Source organism: Polynucleobacter victoriensis, from assembly GCF_900187875.1.
GTDB classification, from domain to species: domain Bacteria; phylum Pseudomonadota; class Gammaproteobacteria; order Burkholderiales; family Burkholderiaceae; genus Polynucleobacter; species Polynucleobacter victoriensis.
Genome location: NZ_FYEX01000001.1, coordinates 1215617 through 1230501 on the forward strand (window position 1 = coordinate 1215617; position 14885 = coordinate 1230501).

Annotated in this window: 9 protein-coding genes and 1 tRNA gene; 5 read left to right on the forward strand and 5 right to left on the reverse strand. The window is 42.4% G+C overall.

What is annotated here, in order from left to right:
* Positions 1-77: 77 nt before the first annotated feature.
* Positions 78-2621 (forward strand): RNA polymerase sigma factor RpoD, encoded by a 2544-nt coding sequence (rpoD, locus tag CFR83_RS06270; protein ID WP_088813125.1) that lies wholly within the window; start codon positions 78-80, stop codon positions 2619-2621.
* Positions 2622-2628: 7 nt separating this feature from the next.
* Positions 2629-2705 (forward strand) — tRNA-Ile (locus CFR83_RS06275).
* A gap of 221 nt (positions 2706-2926) precedes the next feature.
* Here CFR83_RS06275 and ahpF read toward each other — a convergent pair.
* Together ahpF and ahpC are read right to left on the reverse strand one after the other, a co-directional pair.
* A complete protein-coding gene (gene ahpF / locus CFR83_RS06280) occupies positions 2927-4495 on the reverse strand; it encodes an alkyl hydroperoxide reductase subunit F (RefSeq protein ID WP_088813126.1) in 1569 nt (522 codons plus the stop codon).
* A 91-nt stretch (positions 4496-4586) separates the two neighbouring features.
* Complete coding sequence (gene ahpC / locus CFR83_RS06285; protein ID WP_088813127.1) at positions 4587-5150, reverse strand: alkyl hydroperoxide reductase subunit C; 564 nt, start codon at positions 5148-5150, stop codon at positions 4587-4589.
* Positions 5151-5270: 120 nt separating this feature from the next.
* Here ahpC and CFR83_RS06290 point away from each other — a divergent pair, with 120 nt between their 5' ends.
* Positions 5271-6173, forward strand: coding sequence for a hydrogen peroxide-inducible genes activator (locus tag CFR83_RS06290; RefSeq protein ID WP_088813128.1), 903 nt, complete (start codon positions 5271-5273; stop codon positions 6171-6173).
* 229 nt (positions 6174-6402) lie between these two features.
* Here the strand turns inward: CFR83_RS06290 and CFR83_RS06295 are convergent, their stop codons facing one another.
* From CFR83_RS06295 to CFR83_RS06305, 3 genes are all read right to left on the reverse strand, one after another.
* Complete coding sequence (locus tag CFR83_RS06295) at positions 6403-7683, reverse strand: tyrosine-type recombinase/integrase (protein WP_088813129.1); 1281 nt, start codon at positions 7681-7683, stop codon at positions 6403-6405.
* A gap of 474 nt (positions 7684-8157) precedes the next feature.
* Entirely contained in the window at positions 8158-9819 is a 1662-nt protein-coding gene (locus tag CFR83_RS06300; protein ID WP_088813130.1) for an L-lactate permease, read from the reverse strand.
* Positions 9820-9860: 41 nt separating this feature from the next.
* Positions 9861-11006: an alpha-hydroxy acid oxidase gene (locus CFR83_RS06305; protein ID WP_088813131.1), complete on the reverse strand. Its 1146-nt coding sequence runs from the start codon at positions 11004-11006 to the stop codon at positions 9861-9863.
* A 168-nt stretch (positions 11007-11174) separates the two neighbouring features.
* On the opposite strand from CFR83_RS06305, the gene CFR83_RS06310 reads away from it, so the two are divergent.
* Both CFR83_RS06310 and ppc read left to right on the forward strand, forming a co-directional pair.
* The gene (locus CFR83_RS06310) at positions 11175-11927 is read left to right on the forward strand and encodes a FadR/GntR family transcriptional regulator (RefSeq protein WP_088813132.1); all 753 of its coding nucleotides are present in this window, start codon (positions 11175-11177) and stop codon (positions 11925-11927) included.
* 5 nt (positions 11928-11932) lie between these two features.
* Complete coding sequence (gene ppc, locus CFR83_RS06315; RefSeq protein ID WP_088813133.1) at positions 11933-14749, forward strand: phosphoenolpyruvate carboxylase; 2817 nt, start codon at positions 11933-11935, stop codon at positions 14747-14749.
* The last annotated feature ends 136 nt before the right edge of the window (positions 14750-14885 follow it).

A 14885-nucleotide genomic window follows, 5' to 3' on the forward strand; every position in this document is an offset into this window, starting at 1 on the left:
TCGAATTTCCAATAAAATTCAATAAGTTAGCAGTTTTGTAACTTCTTAGCCTTTTAACGTGAGTGAGCACTAACATTATGTCAGCAACTAAAGCCAAAAAAGTTATTACTAAGGCCGTTCTTAAAAAAACAAGCGCTAAGCCAGCAGCCAAAAAGCCAGTAGCTAAGACAGCTGCTAAGCCTGTCAAAAAAGCTGCCCCAGCTAAAAAGCCAGTTGCTAAAAAAGCACCCGTTAAAGCAGTTGTCGCCAAAAAGGTGGCAAAGCCAGCAGCTAAGCCTGTCAAAAAAGCCACGGCAAAGCCAGTAGCTAAGAAACCATTGCCTAAAAAAGTTGCTGCCAAGCCAGTTGCGAAAAAAGTAGTAACAAAAAAAGCTGTAGCGAAGCCAGTAAAAACGGCTAAACCAGTTAAGCCAGCCAAGCCAGCTAAACCAGTTGTTAAAGCGTCAGTGAAGGCTGTAGCGAAACCAGCCCCAGCTAAAAAAGAAGCTAAGAAAGAAGTAAAGAAAGAAACAAAACTAGCAAAAGTAGTTGAAGACAAAAAATCTACTGCTAAAAAAGTTAAAGAAGCTGAAGCAAAGTTAGAAGCTGCTCCAGCGGTTGTCGAAGAGCCAGTTAAAAAAACACGTGGCCGCAAACCAAAACCAGTTGAGCCTGTTGATCCAAATGTGGATAACCGCACGGATCGTCAAAAGGCACGTGATCGCAAAGCCAAAGAAAAGGCTTTGTTACAAGAATTCAATGCGCAAAAGTTAGGCAGTGAAGAGCAGCAAGAGTTACGCCGTGCGAAATTGAAGCATCTGATCAAGATGGGTAAGTCCCGCGGTTACCTAACTCATGGCGAAATCAATGACGTGATGTCAGATGAGATTTCTGATGCAGACTCTCTAGAAACATTGATTGGCTTGTTGAGTGACATTGGTATTACTGTTTACGAACAGGCTCCAGATGCAGAAACATTGCTTCTTAATGAAAACGCTCCTTCAGCAACAACTGAAGAAGAAGCTGAAGAAGAAGCTGAAGCTGCTTTATCAACAGTTGACTCAGAGTTTGGACGAACAACAGACCCAGTCCGTATGTATATGCGTGAGATGGGTACGGTTGACTTGTTGACTCGCGAAGGCGAGATTGTTATTGCCAAAAAGATTGAAGCTGGTCTTAAAGAAATGGTGATGGCTTTGTCAGCCTGTCCTGTAACTATCTCTGAAATTCTGGATAACGTTCAAAAGATTGAAGAAGGCACGATGGAAATTGATGAGTTCGTAGACGGACTTGTTGATCCAAATGCTGAAGACATCCCAATGACTGCTGTTGAGGAAGAAGAAAACCTTGATGAAGAAGATGGTGATGAAGGCGATGATGAATCTGGTGGCGGCGGTGGCGGTAACACAGCTTCTGCGAAACAGCTAGAAGAATTAAAACAATTATCACTTGTGAAATTTGCAGTGATTCGTACGCAGTTCGACAAAATGCGTAAGGCTCATGAGAAAGAAGGCTATAACTCACCAGCTTATAAGAAAGCGCAAGAAGCTATTCGTAATGAGTTGATGGGCTTCCGCTTAACTGCCAAGTCAGTTGAAAAGCTTTGCGACACCATGCGTAAGCAAGTGGATGAGGTTTGGGCGTTAGAGCGTGGTTTAGTTCGAATTTTGGTTGATAAAGTAGGTGTTAACCGTACTGAAGTACTCAACGGCTTGCCAAAATATGCTTTGAACTTGAAGTGGACGTCTATCTTGTTAAAAGAAGGTAAGCCATACTCAGGCATCCTTGAGCGTAATGTTCCTGCGATTCAAGAAATTCAACAAAAGTTAATCGATATTCAAGATAAAGTTGTCTTGCCACTTCCAGAGTTGAAAGAAGTGAACAAGAAGATGAACGAGGGCGAAAAGCGTGCTCGTGCAGCTAAACGCGAGATGACAGTTGCCAACTTACGTTTGGTGATCTCAATTGCTAAAAAATACACCAACCGTGGTTTGCAGTTCTTGGACTTGATTCAAGAGGGCAACATTGGTTTGATGAAGGCGGTTGATAAGTTTGAATATCGTCGTGGTTATAAGTTCTCAACCTATGCGACATGGTGGATTCGTCAGGCAATCACGCGTTCAATCGCAGACCAAGCCCGCACAATCCGTATCCCTGTGCACATGATTGAAACCATCAACAAGATGAATCGCATCAGTCGTCAAATCTTGCAAGAAACTGGTGTTGAGCCAGATGCTGCAACATTGGCGTTGAAGATGGAGATCCCAGAAGACAAGATTCGCAAGATCATGAAGATTGCCAAAGAGCCTATCTCTATGGAGACACCAATCGGTGATGATGCGGATTCAAATCTAGGCGACTTTATCGAAGATACGAATACGCTTGCACCAGCAGAGGCAGCATTGCATGACTCTATGCGTGATGTGGTGAAAGACATTCTTGATTCATTAACACCGCGTGAAGCTAAAGTTCTAAGAATGCGTTTCGGTATTGAAATGAGTACCGATCACACATTAGAAGAAGTTGGTAAACAGTTTGACGTGACGCGTGAGCGTATTCGTCAAATAGAAGCCAAAGCTTTGCGTAAAATGCGTCATCCAAGCAGAAGCGACAAACTAAAGAGCTTCTTAGAGGAAGATTGATCAATAAGGGCCCTTAGCTCAGTTGGTTAGAGCAGAGGACTCATAATCCTTTGGTCGCTGGTTCAAGTCCAGCAGGGCCCACCAATTAAATCAATGACTTAGCGTGGTTTAGCTAGGTCATTTTTCTTTTCTGTGTAGTTGGTGTGTAGCAATTCTTTTGCAGGATCAGCTGCAAGCCCAATAGATATGGATGTCTGTGTTGGAGCAATGAACTATTTGTTTAAATTATTATCAAGATAAAACTCTGCAAAGGTGATTTTTTGAATTACTAATTCACCTTCGCAGAGGGTTCCTCTAGTTTGGTGTCAAGCTGCAATAGCTTCCGGAACTGATGATCTGATTAAGTAGTCAAAAGCTCCTAATGATGCTTTGGCTCCTTCTCCCATCGCAATGATGATTTGCTTATAGGGAACTGTTGTGCAGTCTCCAGCCGCAAATATTCCTGGAATAGATGTTTCACCTTTGGCATCAATGATGATTTCACCTCTTGTTGATAAATCTAATGTGCCTTTTAACCATTCTGTATTGGGTAATAAGCCAATCTGGACAAAAATACCCTCAAGTTCAATCTTCATTTGATTGCCAGTTAAACGATCTTCATATCGAAGAGAGTTAACTTTTTGTCCATCTCCTAACACTTCTTTAGTGAGGGCATTTTTGATGACTGTGACATTAGGTAGGCTAGCTAGCTTTGCCTGCAAAACCGCATCTGCTCTCAATTTGCTGTCAAATTCAAGCAAAGTTACATGGCTAACAACTCCAGCCAAATCAATCGCTGCCTCTACGCCAGAGTTTCCTCCGCCAATAACTGCTACACGTTTACCTTTGAAAAGTGGACCATCACAATGAGGACAGTATGCAACGCCCTTACCGCGATACTCTTTTTCTCCAGGAACATTCATTTCTCTCCATCTTGCTCCTGTACTCAAAATTACTGACTTGCTGGTGAGTTTTGCACCATTTGAAAGAGTTACCTCAATGCCATGATCTGTTTTACGAACAGCCTCAGCACGTTGCAAGTTCATAATGTCAACTTCGTAGCTCTTAACATGCTGTTCTAAAGCTTGAACCAATTTAGGGCCCTCAGTCTCTTTGACGGAAATAAAGTTCTCAATACCCAAAGTGTCCATGACTTGACCGCCAAACTTTTCAGCGACAAGGCCTGTGCGAATACCCTTTCGTGCTGCATAAATGGCTGCTGAAGAACCTGCAGGACCTCCACCAATCACCAATACATCAAATTCATCTTTGGCATTCAATTTTGCAATAGCCTCTTCGGGGTTGCTTGTATCGAGCTTTGCAATAATTTCTTCTACGCTCATTCTCCCTTGACCAAAAGTCTGACCATTTAATAGAACAGTAGGTACAGCCATGATTTGATGTTCATTGACCAAGTCTTGGAATAGTGCTCCATCAATCATTTCGTGACGAATGTTTGGATTGAGTGCGGCCATCAAGTTCAATGCTTGAACAACGTCTGGACAATTATGGCAAGACAAAGAAATAAATGTTTGGAAATGCATTGAGCCATCAATGCCGCGAATATGCTCAAGAATGTGCTCCTCCACTTTTGGTGGATAGCCGCTGACTTGTAAGATAGCCAAGATAAATGAAGTCATCTCATGCCCCATAGGTAATCCAGAAAAAGTAACACGGGCATCTGAATCTACCTTGGAAACATTAAAACTCGGAACTTGTTGATTGGTGCCATCGTTTTTTACTGAGATCTTGTCAGACAATTCTGCGACTTGATTCAATAGAGCGAGCATTTCTGTAGATTTTGAGCTGTCATCTAAAGTAGCAGTTAAAACGATTGGCTCAACAATTTTTTCGAAGTAAGCCTTGAGTTGAGTTTGAATATTGATGTCTAACATGATGGGGTCCTTAGTTTAATTAGTGAATCTATTGGGCAGAATGCTGTTCTCTCCAATAGACTCTCCAAAGAGAGTCTGATTGGAATTCTTATTAGATTTTTCCTACTAGATCTAATGAAGGTGTCAAAGTTTCCGCACCTTCTTTCCATTTAGCAGGGCAAACCTGACCAGGATTAGCAGCTGTGTATTGAGCAGCCTTTAATTTGCGAAGTGTTTCTTGAACATCGCGAGCAATTTCATTTGAGTGAACTTCTGCAGTCTTAATAACACCCTCAGGATTGATCACAAATGTTCCGCGTAACGCTAGACCTTCTTCTTCAATATGTACGCCAAATGCTCTTGTTAGAGTGTGCGTTGGATCTCCAACTAATGGGAATTTAGCTTTACCAACGGCTGGTGAGGTTTCATGCCACACTTTGTGTGAAAAATGCGTGTCCGTGGTCACGATGTAAACCTCCGTACCCATTTTCTGAAATTCAGCATAGTTATCTGCTGCATCTTCAATTTCAGTTGGGCAGTTAAATGTGAAAGCTGCTGGCATAAAAATAAGTACAGACCATTTACCTTTTAGGCTTTCATCACTCACGGTGATGAATTTGCCGTTATGGAAAGCTTGGGTCTTAAATGGTTGAACTGCTGTATTGATGATTGACATGGTGTTTCCTTCCTAATTGAAAAATGTTTAACAACGGAAGGAATTGTGGATCTCTAACGTTAATCTGTCTAACTGATTAATATGATAATATTAATCGTTTTTTACGATAACTAGGCCTTTATGTCTTCCTTGCCATCCATGCGTCAGTTGCGATATTTGGTCGCCATTGGCCAACAACTAAATTTCACCAAAGCAGCTGAAAGTTGTTTTGTCAGCCAGTCAACGCTGAGTGCTGGACTAAAGGAATTAGAGGAAAGCTTAGGTGTTCAGCTCGTCGAGCGTGATAGGCAAAATGTATCAATCACACCAATGGGGCAAGAGGTGATTAATAGGGCCAAAATACTATTGGCTAGCTCTGAAGATTTGGTTGAATTCACAAAAAGTGCAGCACAAAAAATGACAGGAACCATTCGTCTAGGGGTTATACCAACTATAGCCCCGTTTGTACTCCCAAAAATCCTGCCAGAGATACGTTCTTTGTATCCTCAGTTAAAAATAGCTTTGAGAGAAGATCTTACAAATAATCTATTACAAAAAATTAATGATCATCAGTTGGATTTTGCTCTCATAGCGTTACCTTATGATGTGGAAGGTCTCCTAGTTAAGGAGCTCTATACCGATGAGTTTTGGCTAGCAGCCAAAGCGGGTGATTCAGTTATGGCTGGTAAAGATGTAACTGTCTCAGTCAAAATGGCAGAAAGACTTTTGTTATTGGAGGAAGGTCACTGTATTCGAGAGCATAGTTTGCGGGCTTGCCGTCGATCAGAGCTTGCAAATCAAGATGGATTAGAAGCAACAAGTTTATTGACTCTGGTGCAAATGGTTGAGTCAGATTTAGGCATTGCGTTGCTTCCAGAAATGGCAATTAAAAGTGGCATTCTAAAAAATACTGAATTGACTGCTAGGCCATTAAGTGCGCCAGCACCGAAAAGAGGGATTGCTTTAATTGCTAGACAGACCACAGCACGGATTGATGAATACTTGGCTCTTGCAAAAGTTATCACTGACATACATCATCGCTAGACATACAGTAAATCAGAAGATTCTCAACAAAGTTCATTTTTATCAAAAATTAAATTAAAGAAGTTAATTGGATATCTTTATCTGAAGATATCGCTTGGTGTAATTAGAAAGCTGAATCAATATTGGTTGAGGAGACAAATAAACCACCGAAGAGTGGGTTTTCATATCCCAAAGTTAAATAGTTTCTAATCTTCTGATGCTGCATTAATTAGTGAAACTATTTAAGGGTTTACCAAGCTAATTTCTCTGCTGCCATGGTGGCGGTTAACTTGCTGTAATGTTTTTCAATCATTCCAACACTGGTGCCCATTTGTCTGGCCAGTATGTGGATGTCAATATTGATATCTGTCATCGCCAAAGTCGCGTAGGTATGACGAATGCTGTAGAGCGTTCTGTTCTGACCAGTTGATTGATCCTTAAGTAAGCCACTGGCTTTCATTAACCATCTAAACGTCGTCTGAAAACTTACTGGTCTTCTACCACCTTTTAATTTGAAAACGTATCTGTCATGTCTTTCTTCGAGAACTTGATCCAGTGATTTGCCACGGAAGTCAGGTTCCATGCTTACCAATCTTTCAATCGATTCTAGTAAAACATGTTTTGCAATTAAGAAGCGGCTACCAGTCTTTCCATTGACCCATATGCGTATATAGCGCTTGCCTGTTTTATGGTCTGTGTACCACTGAATGTCTCGCCATTTCAGATTCATACTCTCTTTACCGCAACGCATACCGGTATAGGCAAGTAATTCAATATAGTTTCTGACGAGTTGGCGCATTTCTTTAGCTAACTGACTATGTCCGCCTTCGCAGTAGGTTTTGAGATATTCCAGCAAATAAGATAACTCTTCTCTGCTAAATGCAGGCCTAGACTGCCCTTTCATACCTTTTCTACCTAAGTGGGCAATCAGGGTAGCTTGGTTAAGCCATCCTCTGCGGATCGCATGTTGAACGACCCGGTTGTAAGCACTTGCATGAGTCATAAGAGTGCTACTAACGGGAATTTTCTTCATCTTTGTATTTCGCCATAACTCATATTGATCAACGGCTTGAGAATTGATGTTTTCTAAATAGTAGTTCGAGAAGAAAGGTATTAAATATCGATTAATTGCTCGGATGTAATCATTATTGGTCATGGGTTTAATTCCAGCAGCAATCTCTTTTTCAATTTCTTTGATACATTCTTTAGCGATAAACTCAAATTTCTTTCTAGAGTGACCTAGCCCCATCTTTTCTTTAAATCGAATCTCGTCATAAAGCTCACTAGCTGCACGTTTGGCATAGTCGAGATTGTTGTGCCTTGTGGAATAACAATGCCACTTTCGGTCAAATAGTTTGAAGCGCACTTGCCAAACAGAGCTATCAGGTCTTTTATATAAAACAACTTCTCCATCCCTTAAGTAAATAAGGTCTGATGTTGATTCTTTAGCTTGTATATTTGGGATTGGGACAAAGATTCGGTGGTTAGCTTTTGTAGCGTTGAAGTGTTGGGATTGGTGTATGCTTTTCATATAGTTAAAAAGCTTAATTTCACAACAAGTAAAAATCTAGCCATTTAAAAACACTACACATAACACTACACACCGATATTTGAGGCTTGTAGAGACCCTGTTTATGGAGTTCAAGTCCGGTTTTCTGTTCTCATAATCCTTTGGTCCGCGGTTCAAGTCCGCGAGGGCCCACCAGTAGTTATAAACCCCCATCAGTAATGTTGGGGGTTTGATTGTTTGGATTTGGGTGGGGTGGGTGACCCGATAACGTGGTGGTCAAGCATCACGTTACTCGACGCTTGTTGTATAGGTATAGCACTAACCTTTTTTAAATTCCCTGAGGATTTTTAAGAATTTTCTTTTTATTAGCCTGAAGCGATTAATTTCATATTCAAAAATTGATCCAATGCTGAAATTTACCTTAAAGCAAGGTACTTGAGGTTTGCAGAATAAAAAAGACCGCGCAAGGCGGTCTTTGGCATAAGTTAGAGGCGCTTACTTAATGACCATCAATGTGAATGGGTTTACATATGCTTGGAGGGTAACGAAGATGCCTACAAGCGATGCAAGTGCGATAGAGTGGAAAAATACATAGCGTAGGATATCGCCTTCATGGCCATACCAACGAGTCGCCGTTGAGGCAACAACTATGGATTGGGCATCAATCATTTTGCCCATTACTCCGCCGGAGCTATTTGCAGCGCCCATGAGATTTGGACTAAGCCCTAATTGATCAGCAGCAACTCTTTGCATTCCGCCAAAAAGCACATTCGATGCAGTATCTGAGCCAGTAAGCGCAACTCCCAGCCAGCCCATTAAGGTTCCAAAGAAGGGGTATAAAACGCCAGTAGTGGCAAAAGCAAGGCCTAATGTTGTGTCTAGTCCGGAATATCTGGTAACCGTTCCTAGGCCAAGCATTAAAACAATTGTTAGCAGGGACAAGCGAACTGCCCAAATAGTTTTAAAGTAACTTAAAACCAGCGTAAACGGGTTGTACCTCATAAATAAGCCACCAACAATCGCAGCAAGCAAAATGCCAGTGCCTGTGGCTGATAACAGCCCAAATACATAAATTGCAGCCTCTTTGGTTGGATTTGCAACAGCAGGAGCCACTTTTTCGACCATATTATGTAGCCCATCAATCGGAAACTTGGGCGCATATAAGCCGTTGAAAAATGCTTTTACGCTAGGCAATCCCCAAACAAATACAAACACGGTCAAGATGATCCAAGGCATCCATGCACGTATCACTTCTGCACGTGTATGAACTTTTGATGCTATCAATGGAGCCTCTGTGACGGAGGATTCTTGATGATTTTTTAGACTGGTTGATTTCCATATTTCTTTAGGAGACCATACCTTGAGGAAAAGGACTAGGCTTGTCATGCAAACAAGAGCTGCAATTACGTCTACCAGTTCAGGGCCAATGTAGTTGGATACATAAAATTGTGCAAGTGCAAACGAAAGTCCTGTAACCAATATAGCTGGCCAAACCTGCAACATTGCTTTTCTGCCTGCAAAAGCCCAGATTAACCAAAATGGTACTAAGAAAGAGAAGATGGGCAATTGACGCCCAACCATCCCAGAGATTGCCATCAAATCATAGCCATGAACTTTGGCCATTGTAATAATCGGAGTTCCTAATGCACCATAAGCAACTGGTGCAGTGTTAGCAATCAACGATAGTCCTGATGCTGCCAAAGGTGAAAAGCCTAATCCAATAAGGATCGCTGCAGTCACTGCAACGGGTGTGCCAAATCCAGCGGCACCTTCAAAAAATGCGCCAAACGCAAATGCTATTAACAATAGCTGCAAGCGCCTATCTTCGGTAATTCCTGCAATCGAATCTTGAAGAACTTTAAATGAGCCATTTTGCTCAGTAAGTTGATATAAGAAGATAATATTTAGTACGATCCAGCCAATCGGAAGCAAGCCAGTTAAACCGCCAAGAAGCGCTGCTTTGCTCGCCATTTCAATAGGCATGCCAAAAATCATTGCGGCAATCAGAATTGCACAAATTAATCCAAGTCCTGCTGCTATATGTGCCTTCATGTGAAAAAAACCAAGGCCCACCAACATAACAATGACAGGAATTGATGCAAATAGGGTGGAAAGAAACATGTTTCCCATTGGGTCATAAACTTGTTGCCAAATCATCTAATATTCCTTTTTAAATTTATAAATAATGTTTTGAAAACCTAGAAAGTTCCTGGGTACAAAATATCTTTAGTCACATTCTGAATATCGCGATGACCTGTAAATGCCATGGTGATGTCCAGTTCATTGTGGATAATCTCTAGGCACTTGGTAACGCCAGCCTCGCCCATTGCGCCCAAGCCATATAAGAATGGGCGACCGATCATTGTGCCGCGGGCACCCAAGGCCCACGCTTTCAGGACATCTTGACCAGAGCGTATGCCGCCATCCATCCAGACTTCAATATCTTTGCCAACTGCATCAACAATTCCGGGTAATGCCTTGATACTAGAAATTGCGCCATCGAGTTGACGACCACCATGGTTAGAAACAATCAATGCATCCGCCCCTGAGTTTGATGCTAAGCGTGCATCATCTTCATCAAGGATACCTTTGATGATGAGCTTTCCACCCCAGAGCTTTTTGATCCACTCTACGTCACCCCAGTTGAGCCCTGGGTCAAACTGTTCTGCAGTCCAAGAAGAGAGTGAAGACATGTTGCCAACGCCGGTGGCATGACCAACAATGTTGCGGAATGTTCTACGTGGCGTCATCGCCATACCCAAGCACCAGCGTGGCTTGGTTGCCATATTGATCATGTTGGCGATAGTTAATTTTGGTGGCGCTGATAAACCATTTTTCAAATCTTTGTGACGCTGTCCCAGAATTTGAAGGTCGAGTGTCAGTACTAAAGCAGAGCATTTTGCAGCTTTAGCGCGCTCAATTAGACGCTCAATAAAACCACGATCTTTCATCACATACAGCTGAAACCAAAAAGGTTTGGTCGTGCGTTCGGCAACATCTTCAATAGAGCAAATGCTCATTGTTGAAAGGCAAAAAGGCACGCCAAATTTTTCAGCGGCTTTTGCTGCCAAGATTTCACCATCGGCATGTTGCATGCCAGTGAGTCCGGTTGGGGCGAGTGCTACCGGCATAGCTACTTCTTGTCCCACCATTTTGGTTTTGGTGGTGCGGTTGGTCATATCAACGGCTACACGTTGACGCAATTTGATTTTCTGAAAGTCAGATTCATTGGCGCGATAGGTGGACTCGGTCCAAGATCCAGAGTCTGCGTAGTCGTAGAACATCTTAGGGGTGCGTTTTTGGTGGAGAACCCGCAGGTCTTCAATATTGGTAATGATCGGCATAATATGTTTTAAAATTTTTAATGGTAAATTGGTAATACCAGATTTGTGTGATATATTAACAGAATATGACTAATAAACATTAGGTATATTCACTTATAATTATGTATTGGGATTTAATTTTGATAGTATTTCAAATTATGAAATATAAATGTAAAGTGGTCTGACCAAATGAACCAACTATTTCGACACAAGGAGCGCATTTCTGATCGCGTCATTAGTGAGATTGAGGTGCAAATACTTGAAGGTTCTCTTAAGCCAGGTGATCAACTTCCCTCTGAGCGTGAGTTGGCGATGGAGATGGGTGTATCAAGGCCAACCATAAGGGAAGCAATTAATACGCTATGTACGAAAGGCTTGCTTCAGACGCGTCATGGTGGTGGTACGGTTGTCACAGACAAACTAGACTCATCATTTTCTGATTCATGGCAAGAAATGCTCTATAGGCATCCCAATATTCAATCTGACATATTAGATTTTCGAGATATGCTGGAAAGTCAAGCAGCTTGCCTTGCAGCAGAGCGAGCAACCGAAGCGGATTTAGAAAACTTAGAAAAAGCCTTCATCAAAGTGAGTAAAGCATATGCTGATGGGGAATTGCTAGAGATGGTTACTGCAGATGTGGGATTTCATCAGGCAATAGCTGAAGCGTCGCACAATGTATTGATTGGTCATTTGAGCGCAACTTTATTGAAGTTAATAAATAGTCACGTCACTAAAAATCTTAAGTATTTAAATAATAGACCCAAAGATAAGATGCGTTTAGAAGCACAGCATCTCGGTATTTGGAATGCCATTAAAAATCGCCAGCCCCAAAAAGCGCTTGAGATCTCCAGAGAGCATATTGAATATGTAAAAGTAAGTATGGCAGCAAGCGCAAAAGAGTTTGAGCGTATGCAAAGCGCAATACGTAGAAAGGGATAGCCAAAGTGAAAGACACCAAAAGGTCTGCATTAGATTTAGAAAAAGCTGAAACTCCTCTGGTTGACGACATCAGGTTACTGGGCCGTATTTTAGGAGATATTATTCGAGATAAAGAAGGTAAAGATGTATACGGCCTGGTAGAGCGAGTTCGTAAACTCTCAGTTTCGTTTCATAAAGATACGAATCAATCGGCTAATAATGATTTAGCTAAATTGCTCAAGGGGCTAACTAGCACAGATGCAATGAAGGTTCTTCGCGCTTTTACCTACTTTAGTCATTTGGCCAATCTGGCTGAAGATCGTCATCATGTTCGTAGACGCATCGCTTATGAACGACTTGGGAAATTTCAGGACGGCAGCATTCCAGTAGCTCTAAATAAACTTCAAAAGGCTGGCATTACAAACAAGATAATTACTGAAACATTAGAATCAAGTTTAATTTCACCAGTCCTTACGGCGCATCCTACAGAGGTGCAAAGAACTAGCATTTTGGAGGCAGAGCGTGACATTGCGGATCTTTTGGCTGCTCGAGACCAAATCAAAGAATCATCCAAAGCAAGCAATCCCACTAAGGATGTATTGCTTTTAAAAGAGTTAAAACTTAACGAGGATCAGATTAGTGCTCGGGTACTGCAAATTTGGCACACACGTCTACTGCGCTTTACTAAGCTGACAGTTGCTGACGAAATCGAAAATGCTCTAAGCTATTACGAAACTACTTTCTTGCGTGAAATCCCCAAGATATATGCTCGTATAGAGGATGAGCTTGGCACCAATTCGGTTGCTAGTTTTTTGCGAATGGGGCAGTGGATTGGTGGGGATCGGGATGGAAACCCCAATGTCAGTGCTGCAACCTTGGATTACGCGATTAAACGGCAGGCCGAGCTAGCTTTACGACACTATTTGACGGAAGTCCATCAATTAGGTCGTGAGTTATCAGTTTCAGCATTGCTATTAAAGTTTCCTAAGAGGATGCAAGAGCTTGCATCTTCATCCCCTGATTTAAATGAACACCGTCAAGACGAACCATATCGTAGAGCCTTAACGGGAATGTATAGTCGCTTGGCTGCAACGCTAAAGGAGTTGACGGGGGCAGATGCTGCACGTCATGCGCTTAAGCCTCAAAATCCATATAAGAGTTCACAGGAGTTTTTGGGGGATCTAAAAACAATTGAGGCCTCGTTGATTTCTCAGGGCGCAAAAGCATTATCGGATCGCCGATTGCGTGGCTTAATTAGGGCGGTAGAGGTTTTTGGCTTTCACTTGGCTACGATTGATTTGCGGCAAAGCTCTGATATGCACGAGTTAGTTTTATCTGAATTGCTGGCTACGGCGCAAGTTGAACAAGATTATTCCTCATTAAGTGAAGAGCAAAAGCAGTCATTACTACTTTCACTATTAAAAGACCCAAGACCATTGAGGGTAGTAGGTCATCAATACTCTGAGTTTGCTATTTCGGAAATTGCCATATTTGAGGCCGCTAAAAGGGTGCGCCAGTTATTTGGTAAAGACGCTATTCGTCATTACATCATTAGTCATGCTGAAACTGTGAGTGACCTATTGGAGGTTTTATTGCTCCAAAAGGAGGTTGGCTTGATGAATGGCAATCTGGGTAAAGACGCTACAGCGGACTTAATCGTGGTTCCTTTGTTTGAAACCATTGAGGACTTGCGTAATGCCGCACCCATCATGCGTGACTTTTATGCGCTTCCAGGTATTTTGAATTTAATTAAGAAGTCTGGTGGCGAGCAAGACATCATGTTGGGCTACTCTGACTCCAACAAGGATGGCGGCATTGTCACCAGTAACTGGGAGTTGTACTGCGCAGAAAATGCTTTAGTGGAGATATTTGATCCCTTGGGCGAAAAACATGGAATCAAATTGCGTCTGTTCCACGGTCGAGGTGGTACGGTTGGTCGCGGAGGTGGCCCTAGTTATGAGGCTATCTTGGCGCAGCCCCCGGGCACCGTCCGCGGGCAAATCCGTTTAACAGAGCAGGGTGAAGTCATTGGATCCAAGTACGCCAATCCTGAAATTGGCAGGCGTAACCTGGAGACCTTAGTTGCGGCAACTTTGGAAGCAACACTACTAAAGCCAACTAAGCCTGCTACCAAAGCATTTTTAGCGGCTGCCGCAAAGATCTCCCAGTCAAGCATGAATGCTTATAGAGGCTTGGTATATGAGGCGCCAGGTTTTGCCGAATACTTCTTTGATGCAACACCGATACGAGAGATTGCCAAACTTAATATTGGGTCTCGTCCTGCCAGTCGCAAGGCGAATCAAAGAATTGAAGATTTAAGGGCAATCCCTTGGGGATTTAGCTGGGGGCAATGCCGTTTAACTTTGCCGGGTTGGTATGGATTTGGCACTGCCGTGCAAGAGTTTCTCAATCAACCCAAGGCTGCTGATAAAAAGGCTGCTTTAGCTTTGCTTCAAAAGATGTACAAGGAGTGGCCATTTTTTAGAACGCTTCTATCGAATATGGATATGGCCTTGGCAAAGAGTGATCTGGCATTGGCATCGAGATATAGCGATTTAGTTCCTGATGCAAAGCTTCGTAAAAGAATCTTTGGCGCAATCGAAGCAGAGTGGAGTAAGACTGTTGATGCCTTGAATATGATTACTGGCGAAAAGGTACGCTTAGCCAAGAACCCGGCATTGGCACGATCAATTCGTAATCGCTTCCCATACATCGATCCACTTCACCATTTGCAGGTTGAACTAGTGCGACGCTATCGCGCTGGCAAGCATGATGAACGAGTGCAGAGGGGTATTCATATAGCAATTAATGGTATTGCTGCAGGATTGCGAAATACGGGATAAGCGTTACTTAAAGTAACGCTTATCAAATAAAAGCTAGGGCAGCAATCTAGCTTTGCAACCAGTTTCCCATTACTTAGAGAGTTGTTATGTCCAATCCAAACCATGCAAATGCATACGTTTTACCCTTTGAGGAGTT

Excerpts from the sequence above, each read along its gene's own strand:
- rpoD (WP_088813125.1), top strand. The coding sequence starts at position 78 with ATGTCAGCAACTAAAGCCAAAAAAGTTATTACTAAGGCCGTTCTTAAA.
- ahpF (WP_088813126.1), bottom strand. The coding sequence starts at position 4,495 with ATGTTAGACATCAATATTCAAACTCAACTCAAGGCTTACTTCGAAAAA.
- ahpC (WP_088813127.1), bottom strand. The coding sequence starts at position 5,150 with ATGTCAATCATCAATACAGCAGTTCAACCATTTAAGACCCAAGCTTTC.
- CFR83_RS06290 (WP_088813128.1), top strand. The coding sequence starts at position 5,271 with ATGTCTTCCTTGCCATCCATGCGTCAGTTGCGATATTTGGTCGCCATT.
- CFR83_RS06295 (WP_088813129.1), bottom strand. The coding sequence starts at position 7,683 with ATGAAAAGCATACACCAATCCCAACACTTCAACGCTACAAAAGCTAAC.
- CFR83_RS06300 (WP_088813130.1), bottom strand. The coding sequence starts at position 9,819 with ATGATTTGGCAACAAGTTTATGACCCAATGGGAAACATGTTTCTTTCC.
- CFR83_RS06305 (WP_088813131.1), bottom strand. The coding sequence starts at position 11,006 with ATGCCGATCATTACCAATATTGAAGACCTGCGGGTTCTCCACCAAAAA.
- CFR83_RS06310 (WP_088813132.1), top strand. The coding sequence starts at position 11,175 with ATGAACCAACTATTTCGACACAAGGAGCGCATTTCTGATCGCGTCATT.